At 33.5% G+C, this 17,261-nt stretch carries 15 protein-coding genes; 13 read left to right on the forward strand and 2 right to left on the reverse strand.

Translation table 11 applies throughout. From position 1 onward, the window contains the following. The first annotated feature begins 2 nt into the window (after positions 1–2). The 10 genes from PBV87_RS10715 to PBV87_RS10760 all read left to right on the forward strand — a co-directional run bounded on the left by PBV87_RS10715 (position 3) and on the right by PBV87_RS10760 (position 10,930). Complete coding sequence (locus PBV87_RS10715; RefSeq protein ID WP_271012257.1) at positions 3–1,322, forward strand: sensor histidine kinase; 1,320 nt, start codon at positions 3–5, stop codon at positions 1,320–1,322. Then, the gene (locus tag PBV87_RS10720) at positions 1,315–1,986 is read left to right on the forward strand and encodes a response regulator transcription factor (protein WP_271012258.1); all 672 of its coding nucleotides are present in this window, start codon (positions 1,315–1,317) and stop codon (positions 1,984–1,986) included. Before PBV87_RS10715 ends, PBV87_RS10720 begins: the two co-directional genes overlap by 8 nt. A 19-nt stretch (positions 1,987–2,005) precedes the next feature. After that, a complete protein-coding gene (locus PBV87_RS10725; protein ID WP_271012259.1) occupies positions 2,006–3,334 on the forward strand; it encodes an ABC transporter substrate-binding protein in 1,329 nt (442 codons plus the stop codon). Between the two features lie 214 nt (positions 3,335–3,548). After that, positions 3,549–4,577, forward strand: a complete 1,029-nt coding sequence (locus tag PBV87_RS10730; protein WP_271012260.1) for a sugar ABC transporter substrate-binding protein — start codon at positions 3,549–3,551, stop codon at positions 4,575–4,577. A 144-nt stretch (positions 4,578–4,721) separates the two neighbouring features. After that, positions 4,722–6,182: a sugar ABC transporter ATP-binding protein gene (locus PBV87_RS10735; RefSeq protein ID WP_271012261.1), complete on the forward strand. Its 1,461-nt coding sequence runs from the start codon at positions 4,722–4,724 to the stop codon at positions 6,180–6,182. Positions 6,183–6,203: 21 nt separating this feature from the next. Continuing rightward, on the forward strand, positions 6,204–7,223 hold the full coding sequence (locus PBV87_RS10740) for an ABC transporter permease (RefSeq protein ID WP_330680383.1): 1,020 nt from the start codon (positions 6,204–6,206) through the stop codon (positions 7,221–7,223). Between the two features lie 52 nt (positions 7,224–7,275). Further along, positions 7,276–8,157 carry a class II fructose-bisphosphate aldolase gene (locus PBV87_RS10745; protein WP_271012262.1) on the forward strand — a complete coding sequence of 294 codons (882 nt, stop codon included), beginning with the start codon at positions 7,276–7,278 and terminating at the stop codon, positions 8,155–8,157. 34 nt (positions 8,158–8,191) lie between these two features. After that, positions 8,192–9,199 (forward strand): carbohydrate kinase family protein, encoded by a 1,008-nt coding sequence (locus PBV87_RS10750; RefSeq protein WP_271012263.1) that lies wholly within the window; start codon positions 8,192–8,194, stop codon positions 9,197–9,199. Positions 9,200–9,248: 49 nt separating this feature from the next. Further along, entirely contained in the window at positions 9,249–9,929 is a 681-nt protein-coding gene (locus tag PBV87_RS10755; RefSeq protein ID WP_271012264.1) for a D-lyxose/D-mannose family sugar isomerase, read from the forward strand. 188 nt (positions 9,930–10,117) lie between these two features. Next, entirely contained in the window at positions 10,118–10,930 is an 813-nt protein-coding gene (locus PBV87_RS10760; protein ID WP_271012265.1) for a purine-nucleoside phosphorylase, read from the forward strand. A 131-nt stretch (positions 10,931–11,061) separates the two neighbouring features. Here the strand turns inward: PBV87_RS10760 and PBV87_RS10765 are convergent, their stop codons facing one another. Together PBV87_RS10765 and PBV87_RS10770 are read right to left on the reverse strand one after the other, a co-directional pair. Continuing rightward, positions 11,062–12,378, reverse strand: coding sequence for a sensor histidine kinase (locus PBV87_RS10765; protein WP_271012266.1), 1,317 nt, complete (start codon positions 12,376–12,378; stop codon positions 11,062–11,064). Further along, complete coding sequence (locus PBV87_RS10770) at positions 12,375–13,088, reverse strand: LytR/AlgR family response regulator transcription factor (protein WP_271012267.1); 714 nt, start codon at positions 13,086–13,088, stop codon at positions 12,375–12,377. Before PBV87_RS10770 ends, PBV87_RS10765 begins: the two co-directional genes overlap by 4 nt. A 322-nt stretch (positions 13,089–13,410) precedes the next feature. Between PBV87_RS10770 and PBV87_RS10775 the strand changes: the two genes are divergently transcribed. From PBV87_RS10775 to PBV87_RS10785, 3 genes are all read left to right on the forward strand, one after another. Further along, positions 13,411–14,862 carry an APC family permease gene (locus tag PBV87_RS10775; protein WP_053984526.1) on the forward strand — a complete coding sequence of 484 codons (1,452 nt, stop codon included), beginning with the start codon at positions 13,411–13,413 and terminating at the stop codon, positions 14,860–14,862. Between the two features lie 21 nt (positions 14,863–14,883). Further along, positions 14,884–16,125: a metal-dependent hydrolase family protein gene (locus PBV87_RS10780; protein WP_271012268.1), complete on the forward strand. Its 1,242-nt coding sequence runs from the start codon at positions 14,884–14,886 to the stop codon at positions 16,123–16,125. Positions 16,126–16,401: 276 nt separating this feature from the next. Then, positions 16,402–17,232, forward strand: a complete 831-nt coding sequence (locus tag PBV87_RS10785) for a helix-turn-helix domain-containing protein (RefSeq protein WP_271012269.1) — start codon at positions 16,402–16,404, stop codon at positions 17,230–17,232. Positions 17,233–17,261: the final 29 nt, after the last annotated feature.

A 17,261-nucleotide genomic window follows, 5' to 3' on the forward strand; every position in this document is an offset into this window, starting at 1 on the left:
TAATGAATGCTAGAAAGATACGATTAATCAAACTAGTTATGCTATGTATTAATACTTTAGCCGCACTTTTTCCGGCCGTGTGTATTTATATAACATCTAATAGGATATGTGATTTTTATATTGCACGTGATTTTATTGGAAAGATTTCGGCCATACCTAAAAATCCTACAATGATATTAAACACCACAATTTTTTTACTTATTTGCCTTTTGATTTCATTTGTTTTAAGAGAATACATATATGGGAAAAACAAACTATTTATATATGGTTCATTAAGCTTTGACTTTATTTTATGTATGTCTATTATGGGACTTCAACATTTTAATTATAATGGGATTTTGTTTTGGGTATTTGCTAATCTTATCTACTATGTGCGGGATAAAGTGAAAATTATGTTTATGTTACTTGCCATGGGAATCTATGTAGGGACTAATTATGAAGTTTTATCTATTCAATCTAATCTTTTTACATTCAGTGAGTATGTAGAGTATTATGGGGCAACAACCCAGCAGTATTTAGTTGGTATGTATAATGTTTTAGTGTCATTGAACATTGTTGTATTTATTGTATTTTGTATAGATGTTATTCAAGAACAACAAGGGATCATTGAGGAAGTAAATGCGCTTTATGCTAGACTAACTGCTACTAATACTGAATTACAATGTGCCAATGAAGAATTAAAAGAATATGCATTAATAAAAGAAAAAATGGGTGAAACCAAAGAACGTAACCGTCTGGCAAGGGAAATTCATGATACGTTGGGACATACATTAACAGGAATTTCGGTAGGGCTTGATGCGTGTTTAACGACTATTGAAGGCAATCCCATAGCCACTAAGAAACAATTGGAAATTATATCAAAAGTAACACGAGAAGGTATAGGAGAAGTACGTAGATCGGTTAATCAGCTACGTCCAGATACACTTGAAAGATTACGCTTAGATTCAGCGCTTCAAACAATGGTAGAAGATATGAAGTCTGTGACAAAGGCAGATATTAAGTTGCGATATAACTTGAAAAACTATGCTTTTGGTGAAGATGAAGAAACAACTATTTATCATATTGTTCAAGAAAGTATGACGAATGCTATACGTCATGGAAAGGCGAGCCGCATAGAAATTGTTATTGATAAAAAGGATGGTGCCATACATATTGAAATACAAGATGATGGCATTGGATGTAAAGAAGTCAAGAAAGGATTTGGAACCAAACATATGCAAGAACGTATTCAGTTACTACATGGGCATGTATCTTTTGATGGTAGTAATGGATTCCTAGTAAAAGCAGTTATACCAGTAAGATGGGGGGAAGAATATGATTAAGGTTCTTATTGCAGATGACCAAGAGCTTATTCGGGAAAGTTTAAAGGTGGTATTAGATTCCAAGACCAATATTGAAGTAACAGGTACAGTAGCTAATGGGCAAGAGGTAATACAAAGTATACGAGAAAGTGCCCCAGATATTATCTTAATGGATATACGTATGCCAAAAATGGATGGTGTACAATGCACACGCATTGTTAAGGAGTTTAATCCAGTAATTAAGATTATTATTTTAACAACTTTTGATGATGATGAATTTGTATTTGATGCTTTAAAATATGGTGCAAGTGGCTATTTATTAAAAGGTGTATCTATGGATGAACTAGTAGCTTCTATTGAAACAGTTTATAGTGGTAGGGCAATGATTAATCCGGAGATTGCAACAAAGGTTGTACGTATTTTTTCACAAATGGCAAAAGGTGAACAAGCGATACAGGTAGAAGAAAGATTAGTAGGAGAATTAACAAAAGCAGAATGGAAAATTGTACGAGAAATAGGAAAAGGTGCTTCTAACAAGGAAATAGCAGAAACATTGTATTTATCAGAAGGAACTGTAAGAAATTATTTGAGCATCATTTTAAATAAACTCCAGTTACGTGATCGCACCCAATTAGCTATATGGGTTGTTCAATCTCATGAGTTTAAAAATCAGCAACAGGGGTAAGGAAGTGTGAGAAAGAATAATGACTAAATATAAAGAGGATAAGAAAAGATGGAAGTGTACATTTTTTGTTACTATAGTAGTGATAATTTGTAGTATAGGAGGGTTAGGCTATCTAGCCAATAAGCCTATTGTACTAGAATTTGGTATGTTTGTAGGAAGTAACTGGGATGTAGCTAATGCCAATAGTTATCAGATTATAGATAAAGTTATTGCTGAGTTTGAAAAAGAACATCCGGGCGTTAAGGTTCATTATACAGGTGGTATTAGAAAAACAGATTATGCAGAGTGGTTTGCTCAAAAGATCTTAAAAGGAGAAACACCAGACGTAGCTATGATTCTATCAGATGACTTTGATAAGTTAGTATCATTAGGTGTTATACAGAACTTAGATGAACTTATTAAAAATGATAGATCATTTGATACAAATAAATTTTATGAAAGTGCATTAAATATTGGGGTCTATGAAGATAATCAGTATGCACTTCCTTATGAAGTTGTTCCTATGCTGATGTTTGTAAATAAATCTTTGCTCAAACAAGAAGGATTTTTGGTCCCGGAAGACAATTGGACTTGGGATGACTTATATACAATTTGCAGTAAGATTACTAAAGACACAGACGGTGACGGTATTATTGACCAGTTTGGTACTTATAATTATGGATGGACAGAACTTTTATATTCTAATGGTGGACAATTATTTAATCAAGAAGGAAGTCAGGTATATTTAACAGATCAAAAAGTAATAGACTCTATAAAATTTTTAAAAAAACTTTTAGAATTAAATAAGGGTGTAAAAGTTACTCAAAATGACTTTGATGCTGGAAAAGTAGCCTTTATGCCTTTATCTTTTGCAGAATATCGTACGTATAAGACATATCCTTATAAAATGAATAAATACACCACTTTTAAATGGGATTGTATTACTATGCCAGCAGGTGAGAATGGAAGTAATTTATCAGAAGTAAATGCCCTACTTATGGGTATCAGTAGCCAGAGTAAACATAAAGCACTAGCGTGGGAACTTCTTAAAATGTTTACATATAATGAAGCATTTCAGATGGATATTTTTAGATATTCTCAAGGTGCTTCTCCTTTAAAAAAGGTGACAGGGTCTAAAAAAACAGAGCAAATACTGCGTGAAGATACAGATGATGGTGAAAAAGTTATTGATACAGGTGTATTGAACCATGTGATAGAAAATGGTGTGAGTACGCCGAAATTTCCTCAGTATAGACAAAGCATGGCTTTAGCTACAGGAGAGGTAGACAAAATATTGAGTGAGGAAAAGGATGTAGAGAATACGTTGAAGATTACTCAACGAACTATAGAATCATTGTTGCAAAAATAATTAAATAAAATAGGTACCCTTATGTGATAAGTTAATTTATATACATAAGGGTTATTTTTATATAAATACTTAGATAAAATAACAATAAATTGAAAAATAATTACAAATGTCATATATAATATGTTACAAAAATCAGGTTTTTTAAAAAAATATTTGGTGTATTATTAACTCATAATTAATCACGCGTAAATAAAAAATCTTAGGGGGAATTACAATGAAAAAGAAAATGCTAAGTATCCTTATGAGTATGGCTTTAGTACCTACATTATTAGTAGGATGTGCAGGTCAAGTAACATCTACTCCTGCCAAGACAGAAACAAATACAGCAACTTCTACATCTACTGATACGGGATCAGAAGAAGCAAAAGATACAACAAAAGAAAAAGATAGTTATGTATTTGGTTATACATGTATGGATGGAACAAATCCTTTCTTTGTTATCTTAGAAAAAACAATCAGAGAACAAGTAGAGGCTAATGGTGACAAGCTTATTTCTACAGATCCAGCCAATGATGTATCCTTACAAATTACACAGATTGAAGATATGATTTCTCAAGGGATAGATGCTATTTTCTTAAACCCAGCAGAAGCAGAAGGTGTTCTTCCTGCACTTGATCAATTAAAAGAAGCAGGTATTCCCATTATTAACTTTGATACAGAAGTAGCAGAATTAGAATATGTTGCATCTTATGCAGGTTCAGATAATTACAATGCAGGTTATGTTTGTGGTGAGGATTTAGTTGCTAAATGTCCAGAAGGTGGAGATATTATTGTTTTAGATTCTCCAACAATGAACTCTATTGTAGATAGAACAAATGGATTCTTAGATGCTATTAAAGATAAAGGATTTAACATTGTAGCACAACAAGATGCGAAAGGTAACCTTGAAGTATCAATGGGGATTACAGAAGACTTATTACAAGCACATGGAAATGTTATTGCTATTTTTGGTGGAAACGACCCAACAGCACTTGGTGCTTTAGCAGCAGCCAATGCAGCTGGTTTAAAAGATGTGAAGATCTATGGTGTTGATGGATCACCAGATATTAAAGCAGAATTAGCATCTGGAGATTCTTTAATTGCAGGTACAGGTGCACAATCTCCAATTGGTATTGCAAATAAATCAGTAGAGATTATGTATAAAGTAATGGGTGGAGAAAATGTAGATGCTAGATATCCAGTAGAAACATTCCTTATTACATCTGATAACGTAAATGAATTTGGAACAGATGGATGGCAATAAGAAGAAGGGGTTATTAGAAGTTTAATCTAGTACAGTAAGTTAGAAGTATATACAGAAAGTGCTTTGTTCTAAAGGAATAGGATAAAGCACTTTTCTAACATAGAAGAAGTAGGTGATAACTTGGATAATAATGTATTGCTTAGAATGGAAAATATTCATAAAAGATTCCCAGGAGTATATGCACTTAATGCTATTGATTTTGAACTTAAAAAAGGTGAAGTTCATGCATTACTTGGAGAAAATGGTGCAGGCAAATCAACACTTATTAAAGTACTAGGAGGTATTTATACACCTGATGAAGGTGAAATCTTTATTGAAGGGCAGAAGGTAAATATCCATGATGTACATTCTGCTCATGCAAATGGGGTTGCTATTATTCATCAAGAGTTAGTGCTAGTACCTCATATGAGCGTTGCTGAAAACATATTTTTAGGGCGTGAACCCAAAGTTGCTGGATTTGTTAATAAAGATAAAATGAACAAAGAAGCACAGATTTTATTAGATACATACGAAATGCACATAGATGCAGAAGATTTGATTAGTCATTTAACCATTGCACAGCAGCAGATGGTCGAGATTGTGAAGGCAATATCTTTTAATTCTAAAATTCTCGTTATGGATGAACCAACTTCTTCTATTTCAGATAAGGAAGTAGCGTTCCTTTTTGAGACTATGAGAGCTTTAACTGCCAAGGGGGTAGGCATTATCTATATCTCTCATAAAATGAGTGAGTTAGATGAAATATGTGATAGGGTAACTGTGCTTAGAGATGGTACTTATGTTGGCACAGAAGTTGTTAAAGAAGTTAAAAAAGATGACTTAATTGCTATGATGGTTGGACGTGAATTATCAAATTACTATACAAGAGATTATCAAGAGGCAAAAGAAACTATCTTAGAATGTAAAAATATTGATGATGGGAATATGGTAAAAGGTGCTTCTTTCCATCTTAAAAAAGGTGAAATTCTTGGATTTGCTGGCTTAGTTGGAGCTGGAAGAAGTGAACTTATGAAATGTATCTTTGGTCTAACCAAAAACTATAAAGGAGATATTATTCTAGAGGGAAAGAATGTAAAAATAGCCTCTGCAACAGCAGCTATGAAAGCAGGCATAGCACTGGTGCCTGAAGATAGAAAGCAAGAAGGTTTATATAAGGTTCAGAGTGTAAGATATAACTCTACGATAGAGGTACTTGGGAAGTTTATAAAAGGTATTTTTGTAGATAGTGATCAAGAGGATGAAATTACACAAAAATATATTGATATGATGCATACTAAAACACCGACATTAGATCAAGAAATTGGTAATTTATCTGGTGGGAATCAGCAAAAAGTAATGATTGGAAGATGGTTGGCAATGCATCCTAAGGTATTGATTTTAGATGAACCCACTCGTGGTGTAGATGTGCATGCGAAGTCAGAAATTTATTCTATCATGAATGATTTAGTTAAAGATGGTATGTCCATCATTATGATTTCTTCAGAGCTTCCAGAAATTATTAATATGAGTGATCGTATTTATGTAATGGCCTATGGAAAAGTAAAAGGGTGTTTGGAGCACAAAGATGTAACACAGGAACAGATTATGCAGCTGGCTGCTGAATAAGAAAGGCAAGGGAGGAAGACTATGAAACAACAAGTGTCAATGGAACAAGAAGCTGTAGTAAAAAATAATAAGTTCTTTAATAAAATAAAGAAAAACTCAAGGGTATTTTTAAAAGATAATTTAGGGATTCTCATAGCCCTTTTTGCACTTTGTACCTTTTTATCAATTAATCCATCAACAAGTAATTCATTTTTGGCATCAAAAAACATATTTAATGTACTACGTCAAATTTCTACTAACCTTTATTTGGCATGTGGTATGACTATGGTTATTATCCTTGGTGGCATTGATTTATCAGTAGGGTCCATCATTGCCTTATCAGGATGTATTTCAGCAGGATGTGTTGCACGATATAACTTACCATTACCTGTTGCACTTCTCATTGGAATAAGTATAGGTCTAATGATTGGTATGCTTAATGGTACAATCGTTGCCAAAACAACAATACCTCCATTTATTGTAACACTTGCAACTATGAACATTGTCAAAGGGTTAGCATATGTTTATACAGGTGGTTCTCCAGTACGTGTTGTAACAAAAGAGTGGCAATTCCTTGGAGCAGGATACATTGGGCCTATTCCAACCCCAGTTATTATTCTTATAGCTGTATTAATAGTAACGGCAATTCTGATGAATAAGACCAAGTTTGGACGACATATGTACGCTGTGGGAGGCAACCAACAAGCGGCACAATTCTCAGGTATTAATGTTGCTAAAGTTAAATTCTGGGTACATGCATATTCAGGTTTAATGGCTGGTTTAGCAGGTGTTGTATTAGCTTCTCGTATGTATTCAGGTCAACCTACAGCAGGTGATGGCGCAGAGATGGATGCAATTGCTGCGGTAGTAGTTGGTGGAACAAGCATGGCTGGGGGTTATGGAAAAATAGGTGGAACCATCATTGGTGCACTAATCATTGGTGTACTTAACAATGGTTTGAACTTAATGAACGTTAACTCTTTCTGGCAATATGTTGTAAAAGGTTCTGTTATTTTATTAGCTGTATACATCGACTACATAAGAAATAAGAAAAAGAAATAAATGTAAGTAAGAATGATGATAGAAAGTATACACAATATGAGGGGGTACATTCATGTTAGTTACATTAAATGAAGTAATGAAGGAAGCAGTTGAAAAAGGTTATGCGGTAGGGGCCTTTAATGTATGTAATTTAGAATCAGCTATGGCAATTGTTCAGGCAGCAGAAGAGATGGGAAAAGGTGTTATCCTTAACTATGCAGAGGTTCACAGTCCACTTCTTTCTATGGAAATTGCAGCAGATATTATGCTTTATTTTGCTAAGAAAGCAAAAGTTCCAGTATGTGTACATTTAGACCATGGAACATCTATAGAGAGCTGTATTAAAGCAATTCAACTAGGTTTTACATCTGTAATGATTGATGCTTCCTCTGATGATTATGAAAGTAATGTCAAAGCAACAGCGGAAGTTGTAAGGCTTGCTCATAGTGTAGGGGTAACTGTAGAAGCAGAATTGGGACATATTTTTGCTTCAGATATTGGTGTAGGTGAATCATCAGGAAAAGCAGAAACAGCAGAAAATTGTGAGAATCTTGAAGATGTATATACCAATCCAGTATTAGCTAAGGATTTTGTAGAAAGAGCAGGTGTAGATGCCCTTGCCATTGCTTTTGGAACGACTCATGGGATTTATACAACTAAGCCAGTACTAGATTTAGATAGAATTACCCAGATTAAAGAACAAATAGATATACCATTTGTTATGCATGGAGGATCAGGATTAAGTAAAGAAGAGTTTCAAACAGCTATAAAGAATGGTGTGCGTAAGATTAATTATTATACTTATATGACATTAGCAGGTGGTAAAGCTGTTAAAGAGAAATTAGATGAGATGAATAGGGAAGATAATATTTTCTTCCATGATATTGCCTTAATGGGTATAGATGCTATGAAGGAAAATGTAAAAGAAGCAATAAGTATGTTCAGTATGATTTAGATGAGAAAAAAACATAAGGTAGAGGGTAGAGAACATGAATAGAAAAGGGATTACAGTTGCCGGTACCTTGCTAGTAGATAATTATTTTTTGATTGACACTTATCCTGAACAAGGTAAATTGGTGAACATTAGAGGGAAAAAGATGGATATAGGAGGATCAGGCAACTTGATTTTGGATTTAGCAAAGCTGGATTCTTCTTTACAAGTAAAAGTAAGTGCTATTATTGGTAAGGACAATTATGGTGCATTTGTCAAACAGACATTAGGTCAATACCCAAATGTGTTGCAAGACAACATAACAGAAGAAGGGGATAGTTCCTTTACAATGGTGATGAATGCACAAGATAATCAACAGCGCACTTTCTTTTATTTACCATCAGCGAGTGATTTATATGATGAGAGCTACATTAACTGGAAAGAGGTAGATGCTGATATTTTTCACCTAGAATATTTATTGCTAATGGAAAAAGTCGATGCTCCTGATCCTATATATGGTACACATGGTGCCAAAATACTTCATGATGCTAAAATGAGAAATATGAAAACATCAATTGATATGGTATCTGAGACTAGCGAGCGTGGGCGAGATATAGTGAAAGCAGCCCTTAAGTATACAGATTACTGCACTATTAATGAAGTAGAAGCTGAAGTTATTACAGGATTATCTTTATTAGAGAATGATAGATTGATCGAAGAAAATATACATGAAGCATTGTATGAGTTAGAGAGATTTGGTGTTTCAACTTGGGCTATTATTCATTCACCTACCTGTAGTTATGGGATGGATTGTAAGACAAAAACCATTTTTAAGGTGAATAGTTTAAAACTGTCTAAAAATTATATTAAAGGTTCAACAGGTGCAGGAGATGCATTTTGTAGTGGAGTACTTTATGCAGCTTATAAAGGTCAGGAGATAGAAGAAGCAATGCAGTTAGGATGTGCATGTGCAGCCTGTTCTCTATCTGAGGTTAGTGGGACAGCTGGGATGCGTTCTTATCAAGAAGTGATGGATGTGTACAAACAATATAGTAACTGTAAGTAAGAAAACTATTTTATATATAGAATATATAAATGGCCAAGGAGGGAAAAACTTGAAGCGTTCAGAGATTAATAAAGCTCTAAAAGAGATGGAAGCTATGCTAAAAAAATATTGTATTTATTTACCTGAGTTTTGTCACTTTACACCAGAGGAATGGGAGAATAAAGGTAAAGAATACGATGAAGTACGGGATAATATGCTAGGTTGGGATATAACTGATTTTGGTCTTGGAAAATTTAATGAAGTTGGATTTTCTCTTATTACTCTTAGAAATGGTAATGTAAAAAATAATCTGTACAAGAAACCCTATGCAGAAAAATTACTTTATATCCGAGAAGGGCAAACAGCACCTATGCATTTTCATTGGAGTAAGATAGAAGACATCATTAATAAAGGTGGTGGAGACGTATTTATCAAAGTTTACAATGCTGATGAAGAGGAAGGTTTATCGAATGAACCAGTAACGATTCATTGTGATGGAAAGGAACAGGTTGTTCCAGCAGGAACACAAGTATTATTACGCCCAGGAGATTCTATAACTATTCCACCTTATATGTATCATAATTTTAGGTTAAAAGAAGGCACAGGACCTGTATTATTAGGCGAAGTGTCTATGTGTAATGATGACAATACAGATAATAGATTTTATGAAGCCATAGGTCGTTTCCCAGAAATAGAAGAAGATGAAGCACCTTATCGTTTATTATGTAATGAATACCCCCAAGTATTCTAATATATTTTAAAAGAAAACTAAGCCACCTTAAGAACAGTAAGATTGAACTTAAGGTGGCTTAGTTTTTATGAGGAGTTTTAACTTGTAAGGTTTATAAAAATAAAGTAGGGTATAGGAAGTAGAAAAGATGAAACATATACTATATAATAAGGTAAATCTAATAAACCAACTTCAAGGAGGCTTTTAATATGTACGATAAAGTTATGGAATCAGTACAATATGTTCAATCAAAAGTAAGCAATCAACCTAAAATAGCTGTTATCTTAGGATCAGGTCTTGGTGATCTTGTAAATATCGTAGAAGATATTAAGAGCATAGATTACTCAGAAATTCCTAATTTTCCTCAATCTACAGTAGAAGGTCATGCAGGGAAATTAGCGTTTGGTAAGATTAATGGTGTAGAGGTTCTTCTTATGCAAGGGCGCTTCCATTATTATGAAGGCTATACAATGAAAGAAGTTACTTATCCAGTTTATATGATGAAACAGCTCGGTGTTGAAAAAATTATCGTAACAAATGCCTGTGGTGGAATCAATACAGAGTTTAGCCCAGGTACATTAATGCTGATTACAGATTTTATCAATTTAATGGGTGATAATCCACTTATGGGTAAAAATGATGAACGTTTTGGCCCAAGATTCCCAGATATGTCTGAGCCTTATAAATTAGATCTTATTGAAAAGGCTAAAGAAGTTGCAACGCAATTAGGCATTGAATACAAAGAAGGTGTTTATGCAGGATTTATGGGACCTTACTATGAAACAGCTGCTGAGATTAGAGCGTATGGTGGTATGGGAGCAGATGCCATTGGTATGTCTACTGTTCCAGAAACAATTGTTGCTAACTACTTAGGTATGGATGTACTTGGTATTTCATGTATTACCAACATGGCAACAGGGATCCAACAATGTAAACACTCTCACCAACGTGTTGTGGAAACAGCGCAAAAAGCTTCTGTCAACTTATGCAAATGGGTTGAAGAAATGATTGCTGTTATCTAATTTGAAGATAAGCCTATAATAATAAAAAGATAATAAGCCACCCTAAGAATGATCTTTTCTACTTTGATAGTATAAAGATTATTCATAGGGTGGCTTATGTTTTGGAGTAAGTCTTAAGTTATAAGTAACTTCTAAGCATCAGAATCTAATCCAAGCAGTGTAGAAACAGTGAAAATTTCATCAGTATAGGAAATGTCCATTTCTCCATGATATTTATTAACAACTTTATGGATGTTAGAGAGTCCTATACCACATATGTATTGTCCCTTTTTTACAGTGTGATAAATGTTGTTGGTTACATTAACGATACCATCAAAGGAGTTAGCAACACGAATATATAACATTTCTTTTTTTATACACATATTTAAGGTTACAAAACGTTCTTCAGAAGAACCTTCCATACGATTACAGGCTTCTAATGCATTATCAAGGAGATTTCCTAAAAGAATACATAGGTCTAGGTTATTAATAGGGAGTGTAGGAGGGAGAATTGCATTCACTTGACAGGTGATATTATGGCTAGACATTTTTGACAGGCTTTGATTAAGAATAATATCTACCATTACATTCCCACTTTGTACAGGAGAGGAGAGATGAGTACTTTTTGCATAGAGATCAGTAATATAATCTTTTGCCTCAGCGTAGTGATCACTCTCTAACATAGACTGGATACATCCTAGATGATTTTTCATATCATGACGCATAGAGGCGATTTCTTTTTGGGAATCCTCTAATTTACTATAGTATTGCTCTTGAATGTGCATAAGATTTTCCATCAGTGCAGATTTTTCACTACTTTCTTTAATCACAACAGTTTTATCTAGTAGGTAAAAAAGTGCGAGGGAAGTAAAAAATAATAAACATCCTATTTCAAAATAAAACGTAAGATTAAATACTGTTAGACGATGTAGAAAAAGCCTAGTTGCTAAAAAAAGTACAGCTGCTGGAAAGATACAAATAATAATACTATAAGTGATTAAATTATTTTTGAGTCGTAGATGGCGACAATAAATAATAATACGTACACAAATTAAAAAGAATATACAAGCTATAATTTCAGCTTTAGCATTTAAAATCATCTGACTAGGCAGTAAAGAAAGTGTAAGATTATGGGTTAATGTAGCAACAAGGACACCAAAGATCTTACAGGAGTAATTGAGCATAACAAACAATGAAGAAGCAATAATCTTAATTTCAGTACTATCCATAAAGAAGATTGTAGCAATAATGCTTGTAAAGATGAAATAGTAAATAGCAGTAGAAAATAAAGGACAGCCTATAAAGTATGTAATCATTTGAAAAATAAAATAGCCAAATAATCCTACAAAGTACTTTTCAAAAATAAGGGTATTTTTATTTAAAAAAGATACCAAAAGTTGATGTAGGATGATGGTTTCAGCTATAGATAAAAAGAAATAGGTGAAAAAGTCTTGAAGCGTAATGGTCATAAAGCATACTCCATATACTCTAAAAGCTGTTTGGCAACTTCTTTTCTTTTATGTTTACTTAATAAAATCTCTTTTTTATTTTCTAATATAATTGATTCCTTAAAAATATTCGAAACATGTTTTAAATTAACAATATAGCTTTTGTGTGTACGTACAAACCCTACATTTTTAAGTTGTTCTTCAACCTCACTGATTTTGCCTGTAAAAGTAAAGGTTCCGTCTTTAGCTATTAAATAAATAGTACGTATATTGGACTCAAAGTAATAAATATTGTCTAGTGCGATTTTATTTAATCCATCTTCGTTCGTAAATATAAAATACTTTTTGTTATGTCTTGAAATTTTAAAAAGAGTTTCTTTTATTAAGTCAAGAAACTCTTCTTTATTAACAGGCTTGATAAGATAACGTAGTGCATTGACTTTGTATCCGTCAATAGCGTATTCCACAGAAGACGTAAGAATGATAATGGGAACTTCAGGATCATATTGACGAATAATACGGGCGGTTTCAATACCATCTATAGGTTCCATACACATATCTAAAACGATAAGGTCAAAGCGTCGTCCGTTCTTACTCATTTCTGCAAGTTCTATTCCATTATCTATGTATATATCTTCAATTTGCCAATGTTCCTTTTTTAACTCATGTATATATTCAGATGTTAGCTCTAAGTCATATGAATTATCATCACATAAGGCAATATAAAACACAGTAACCCCTCCCCAAATGTAAGATCAACTCTATCAGTCGTTATATGATAGGAATTTTACAACATATTTTTGTAATTTACAATACAAATCAGGAAGAATCTGATAAAGTAAGTGCTCATGTGCATTTAAAAGAAAATCCCGATTTTGACATCAAAAGTCTACTTTATGTAACTTCTGTTGAAATAAAAAAAAGAAAGAGTAGACTATAGTCACGAGTAAAAATACACAAAAATATAAAAAGAAAAAGACCTTTTGTAAGTGTGTTTTTACTAATAAATTTAGTGATTTAAAATAAAATATTTGTAGGGGAGGATATGAAACGATGGAAAAGATAAAGCCATCAGAAGGTGTAGGCATGAAAAAAACGCTTTCACTATGGAATTTTTTTACTATAGGATTTGGGGCGATTATCGGTACAGGATGGGTTTTATTAGTTGGTGACTGGATGATTATTGGCGGAGGTCCTGTAGCCGCAATGATTGCATTTCTTATTGGAGCAATTTTCTTACTACCAATAGGAGCCGTATTTGGAGAATTAACAGCAGCTATTCCTATTTCAGGGGGAATCGTAGAGTATGTAGACCGAACTTTTGGAAGTAATGCTTCTTATATTACAGGTTGGTTGCTAGCGCTAGGAAATGGTATTCTTTGCCCTTGGGAAGCTATTGCAATCTCTACATTAGTCTCAGACATGTTTGGAGAATTTTTCCCTATTTTACGTTCAGTTAAGCTATATACCATTCTTGGGGCAGATGTATACTTATTCCCAACGATTATAGCACTTTGTTTTGCAGGGTATGTTATTTGGTTGAACTTTAAAGGAGCATCTTCTGCAGCTAAATTACAAGCGTTCCTTACTAAAGCATTATTATGCGGTATGGTATTAGCAATGGGAATCTCTTTTATTAAAGGTGGACCTAGCAATATTACACCAATATTTGCACAAGTAGATGGAGCGACTTCAAGTACAACAGCAACCAGTTTATTTGCAGGGATTATTTCTGTATTAGTTATGACACCTTTCTTCTATGCGGGATTTGATACCATTCCACAACAAGCAGAAGAAGCAGCAGAAGGATTGGATTGGAATAGATTTGGCAAGATTATAGGGCTAGCTCTACTCGCAGCTGGTGGATTTTATATGGTTTGTATTTATTCATTTGGTACCATTATTCCTTGGTCAGACTTTGTACAAAACACAGTACCAGCACTTGCTTGTTTAAAAGGTATTAACATGATTTTATATATTGTGATGCTTTGTATTGCAACACTTGGGCCAATGGGGCCTATGAATTCTTTCTACGGCGCAACAACACGTATTTTACTTGCAATGGGTCGTAAAAAACAATTACCAGAGTCTTTTGCAAAGGTAGATCCTGAAAAGGGTACACCAACTACAGCCAATTATCTAATTGCAGCACTTACCATTCTTGGGCCATTCCTTGGTAAGAAAATGTTAGTGCCATTAACTAATGTTTCAGCGCTTGCATTTATATTCTCATGTACAATGGTAAGTTTTGCTTGCTTAAGAATGAGAAAAACAGAACCAGATCTTCCAAGACCTTATAAAGTACCAGGTGGAAAGATTGGTATTGGGGCAGCTTGTTTATGTGGTTCTCTTATCGTAGCACTTATGGTTATTCCAGCAAGTCCAGCAGCATTAAATGCTGTAGAATGGATTATTGTTTTAGGCTGGATTGCAATTGGTATAGTACTTAAGCTTATTTCAACTAAGAAAAGAAGTAGCTCTAATGGCTATTCTTTAAATAAATAAAATAAATTTAGGGGGTCAACAATGAAAAAAATAGCATTTGTAAATGGTCTTTTAATTGATGGTACAGGTAAAGCACCTATTAAAAATTCTTTAGTATTAATAGAAGATAAGAAAATTGTGTATGCAGGAGAAATGAAAGCCTTTGGAGATGACTATAAAAAGGTAGATATTGCTGGTAAAACGATTATGCCAGGGTTAATTGATACACATCTTCATTTTAGCGGAAACTTGACAGATGATGATAGTGATTGGGTACTAGAAGATCCTATTCAAAAAACAGTTGTTGCTGTACAACAAGCAAAAGAATGTTTAGAAAGAGGATTAACTACTGTTGGTGAAATCTCACGTTCAGGGTTACATATCCGTAATATGGTTGAAGCTGGGGTTATGAAAGGGCCTCGTATTGTAGGAACAGGATTAGGCTTTGCACGTACTTGTGGACATGGTGATTCACATAGATTACCATCTTGGTATAATGATCAATCTCATCCATGGGCAGAACGTGTAGATGGCCCTTGGGATTTACGTAAAGCAGTAAGAAGAAGACTTAGAGAAAGCCCAGATGCTATCAAAATTTGGTCAACAGGTGGCGGTATCTGGAGATGGGATAAAAAATTAGATCAACATTATACATTAGAAGAAATTCAAGCAGTTGTAGATGAATGTAACATGGTAGGCATTCCAGTATGGTCACATGCAGAAGGTTATGGCGGTGCTTTAGATTCTGCTAAAGCTGGTGTACATCTTATTATCCATGGTCAAACTTTAAATGATGAATGTCTTGATATTATGGCTGAAAAAGGGATTTACTTCTGTCCAACTATTCAGTTCTTAAATGAATGGTTCAAAACTTATGCACCTCCTTATATCCCAGAAGTACATGATCAATATGAAGGTGCAACAGTAGCAGAAAAAGAACTTAATCGTGTTTATGCAAACTTAAGAAAAGCAAAAGGCAAAGGTATTGGACTTACCATTGGTTCTGACTCTTTCTGCTCTAGTTTAACACCTTATGGTATTACAGCTATTGGTGAAATGTATTCATTCGTAGAAAAAGCAGGTATTTCAGAAATGGATACACTTGTTGCAGCAACTAAAGTAGGGGCTGAAATGTTAAATGTAGGTGATATTACAGGAACAGTTGAAGCAGGTAAATTCGCAGATATTTTAGTTATTAATGGAAATCCTTTGGAAAATATTCGTGCCATTGATGTAGACAACATGGAAATGATTATGAAAGAAGGAGACTTTATAAAAAAATAATTTATAAAGATTAAAAGGTAAAACCACCTTAAGAAACGCCTGATCCGATTGGATTGTATAACGACGTTTCTTAAGGTGGTTTGTTGTTTTAGGATGATTTTATACTATAAGTTATAATTGAGATAAAAAGCGTATAGGGGGGGCTGGGGTGAAATATATAGTTTATAATAAGGTGATTATAGATGGAGAAGAAGTGAAGTTTAATCCTACATAATATAAAATTATAATACACTAAAAATATAAAAATAGAAATTAAAGCTATATAAGGAGTAAGTCATGAAAAGTGTAATCATTAATGAGTGTATGCAAAAGTTTAATGTGAGATTAAGTACGGCAAGTTACGTGAAATGTTCTAAAGACTGGAAGCAAGACTACTATCTTTCACCACGTAGCGCCTTAGGCTATATCAAAGAGGGAGAGGGGTACTTTATGCTAGAAGAGGAGAAGTTTTTTCCAAAGAAAGGGCAAATGTATTTCTTGCCAGAGCAGCACAGACATTCTTTTTCTGTAATGAATCAAGAGAATACGTTTGAAAAATATTATTGTCATTTTAATACCATGCCAGGAGCAACCAATATATTCAAGGTGATGAAAGTACCAAATTTTGTAACGCCTAGGGATCCAGACTATATAGAATTTCTTTTCAAACAAATGATAGAAGTGTGGGAACAAAAAGAGGGATATTTAAATAGTTTAAAAATAAAGATTTTGTTGTATCAAGTTTTTGAACATTATTTAGAAGCCTGTGATATAGATCAAATAAAAATTAAGCATCACTATAAACAAGAAGCATTAGAAGAAATTTTAAAATTTATCGATGAAAATTTGGATAAGAAAATAAGTTTAAAAGAAGTAGCTTATGAGTTTGGTTATAGTACACAGTATTTTTCTAAGATTTTCAAGAAAAGCTTAGGTATTACTTTTCTGCAATATATGAATCAGTTAAAGATGGAGAAAGCTAGAGAGTTGATTATCTATAGCAATAAAAGTATGTCTGAAATAGCATATACATTAGGATTTGAAAATCAATATTATTTTTCTAATACTTTTAAGAAAGAAAATGGTGTGTCGCCAACAGATTATAAAAAAATGTATATAAAAATATAAAATCAGGCTATGATTTTATATTGGTTAGT

Origin of the sequence: Holtiella tumoricola, assembly GCF_027857615.1 — a bacterium.
In the GTDB taxonomy this organism is placed as follows: domain Bacteria; phylum Bacillota; class Clostridia; order Lachnospirales; family Cellulosilyticaceae; genus Holtiella; species Holtiella tumoricola.

Coding starts and splice junctions, on each gene's coding strand:
- PBV87_RS10725 (WP_271012259.1), top strand. CDS start 2,006: ATGACTAAATATAAAGAGGATAAGAAAAGATGGAAGTGTACATTTTTT.
- PBV87_RS10740 (WP_330680383.1), top strand. CDS start 6,204: ATGAAACAACAAGTGTCAATGGAACAAGAAGCTGTAGTAAAAAATAAT.
- PBV87_RS10730 (WP_271012260.1), top strand. CDS start 3,549: ATGAAAAAGAAAATGCTAAGTATCCTTATGAGTATGGCTTTAGTACCT.
- PBV87_RS10715 (WP_271012257.1), top strand. CDS start 3: ATGAATGCTAGAAAGATACGATTAATCAAACTAGTTATGCTATGTATT.
- PBV87_RS10765 (WP_271012266.1), bottom strand. CDS start 12,378: ATGACCATTACGCTTCAAGACTTTTTCACCTATTTCTTTTTATCTATA.
- PBV87_RS10780 (WP_271012268.1), top strand. CDS start 14,884: ATGAAAAAAATAGCATTTGTAAATGGTCTTTTAATTGATGGTACAGGT.
- PBV87_RS10785 (WP_271012269.1), top strand. CDS start 16,402: ATGAAAAGTGTAATCATTAATGAGTGTATGCAAAAGTTTAATGTGAGA.
- PBV87_RS10745 (WP_271012262.1), top strand. CDS start 7,276: ATGTTAGTTACATTAAATGAAGTAATGAAGGAAGCAGTTGAAAAAGGT.
- PBV87_RS10750 (WP_271012263.1), top strand. CDS start 8,192: ATGAATAGAAAAGGGATTACAGTTGCCGGTACCTTGCTAGTAGATAAT.
- PBV87_RS10760 (WP_271012265.1), top strand. CDS start 10,118: ATGTACGATAAAGTTATGGAATCAGTACAATATGTTCAATCAAAAGTA.
- PBV87_RS10775 (WP_053984526.1), top strand. CDS start 13,411: ATGGAAAAGATAAAGCCATCAGAAGGTGTAGGCATGAAAAAAACGCTT.
- PBV87_RS10720 (WP_271012258.1), top strand. CDS start 1,315: ATGATTAAGGTTCTTATTGCAGATGACCAAGAGCTTATTCGGGAAAGT.
- PBV87_RS10735 (WP_271012261.1), top strand. CDS start 4,722: ATGGAAAATATTCATAAAAGATTCCCAGGAGTATATGCACTTAATGCT.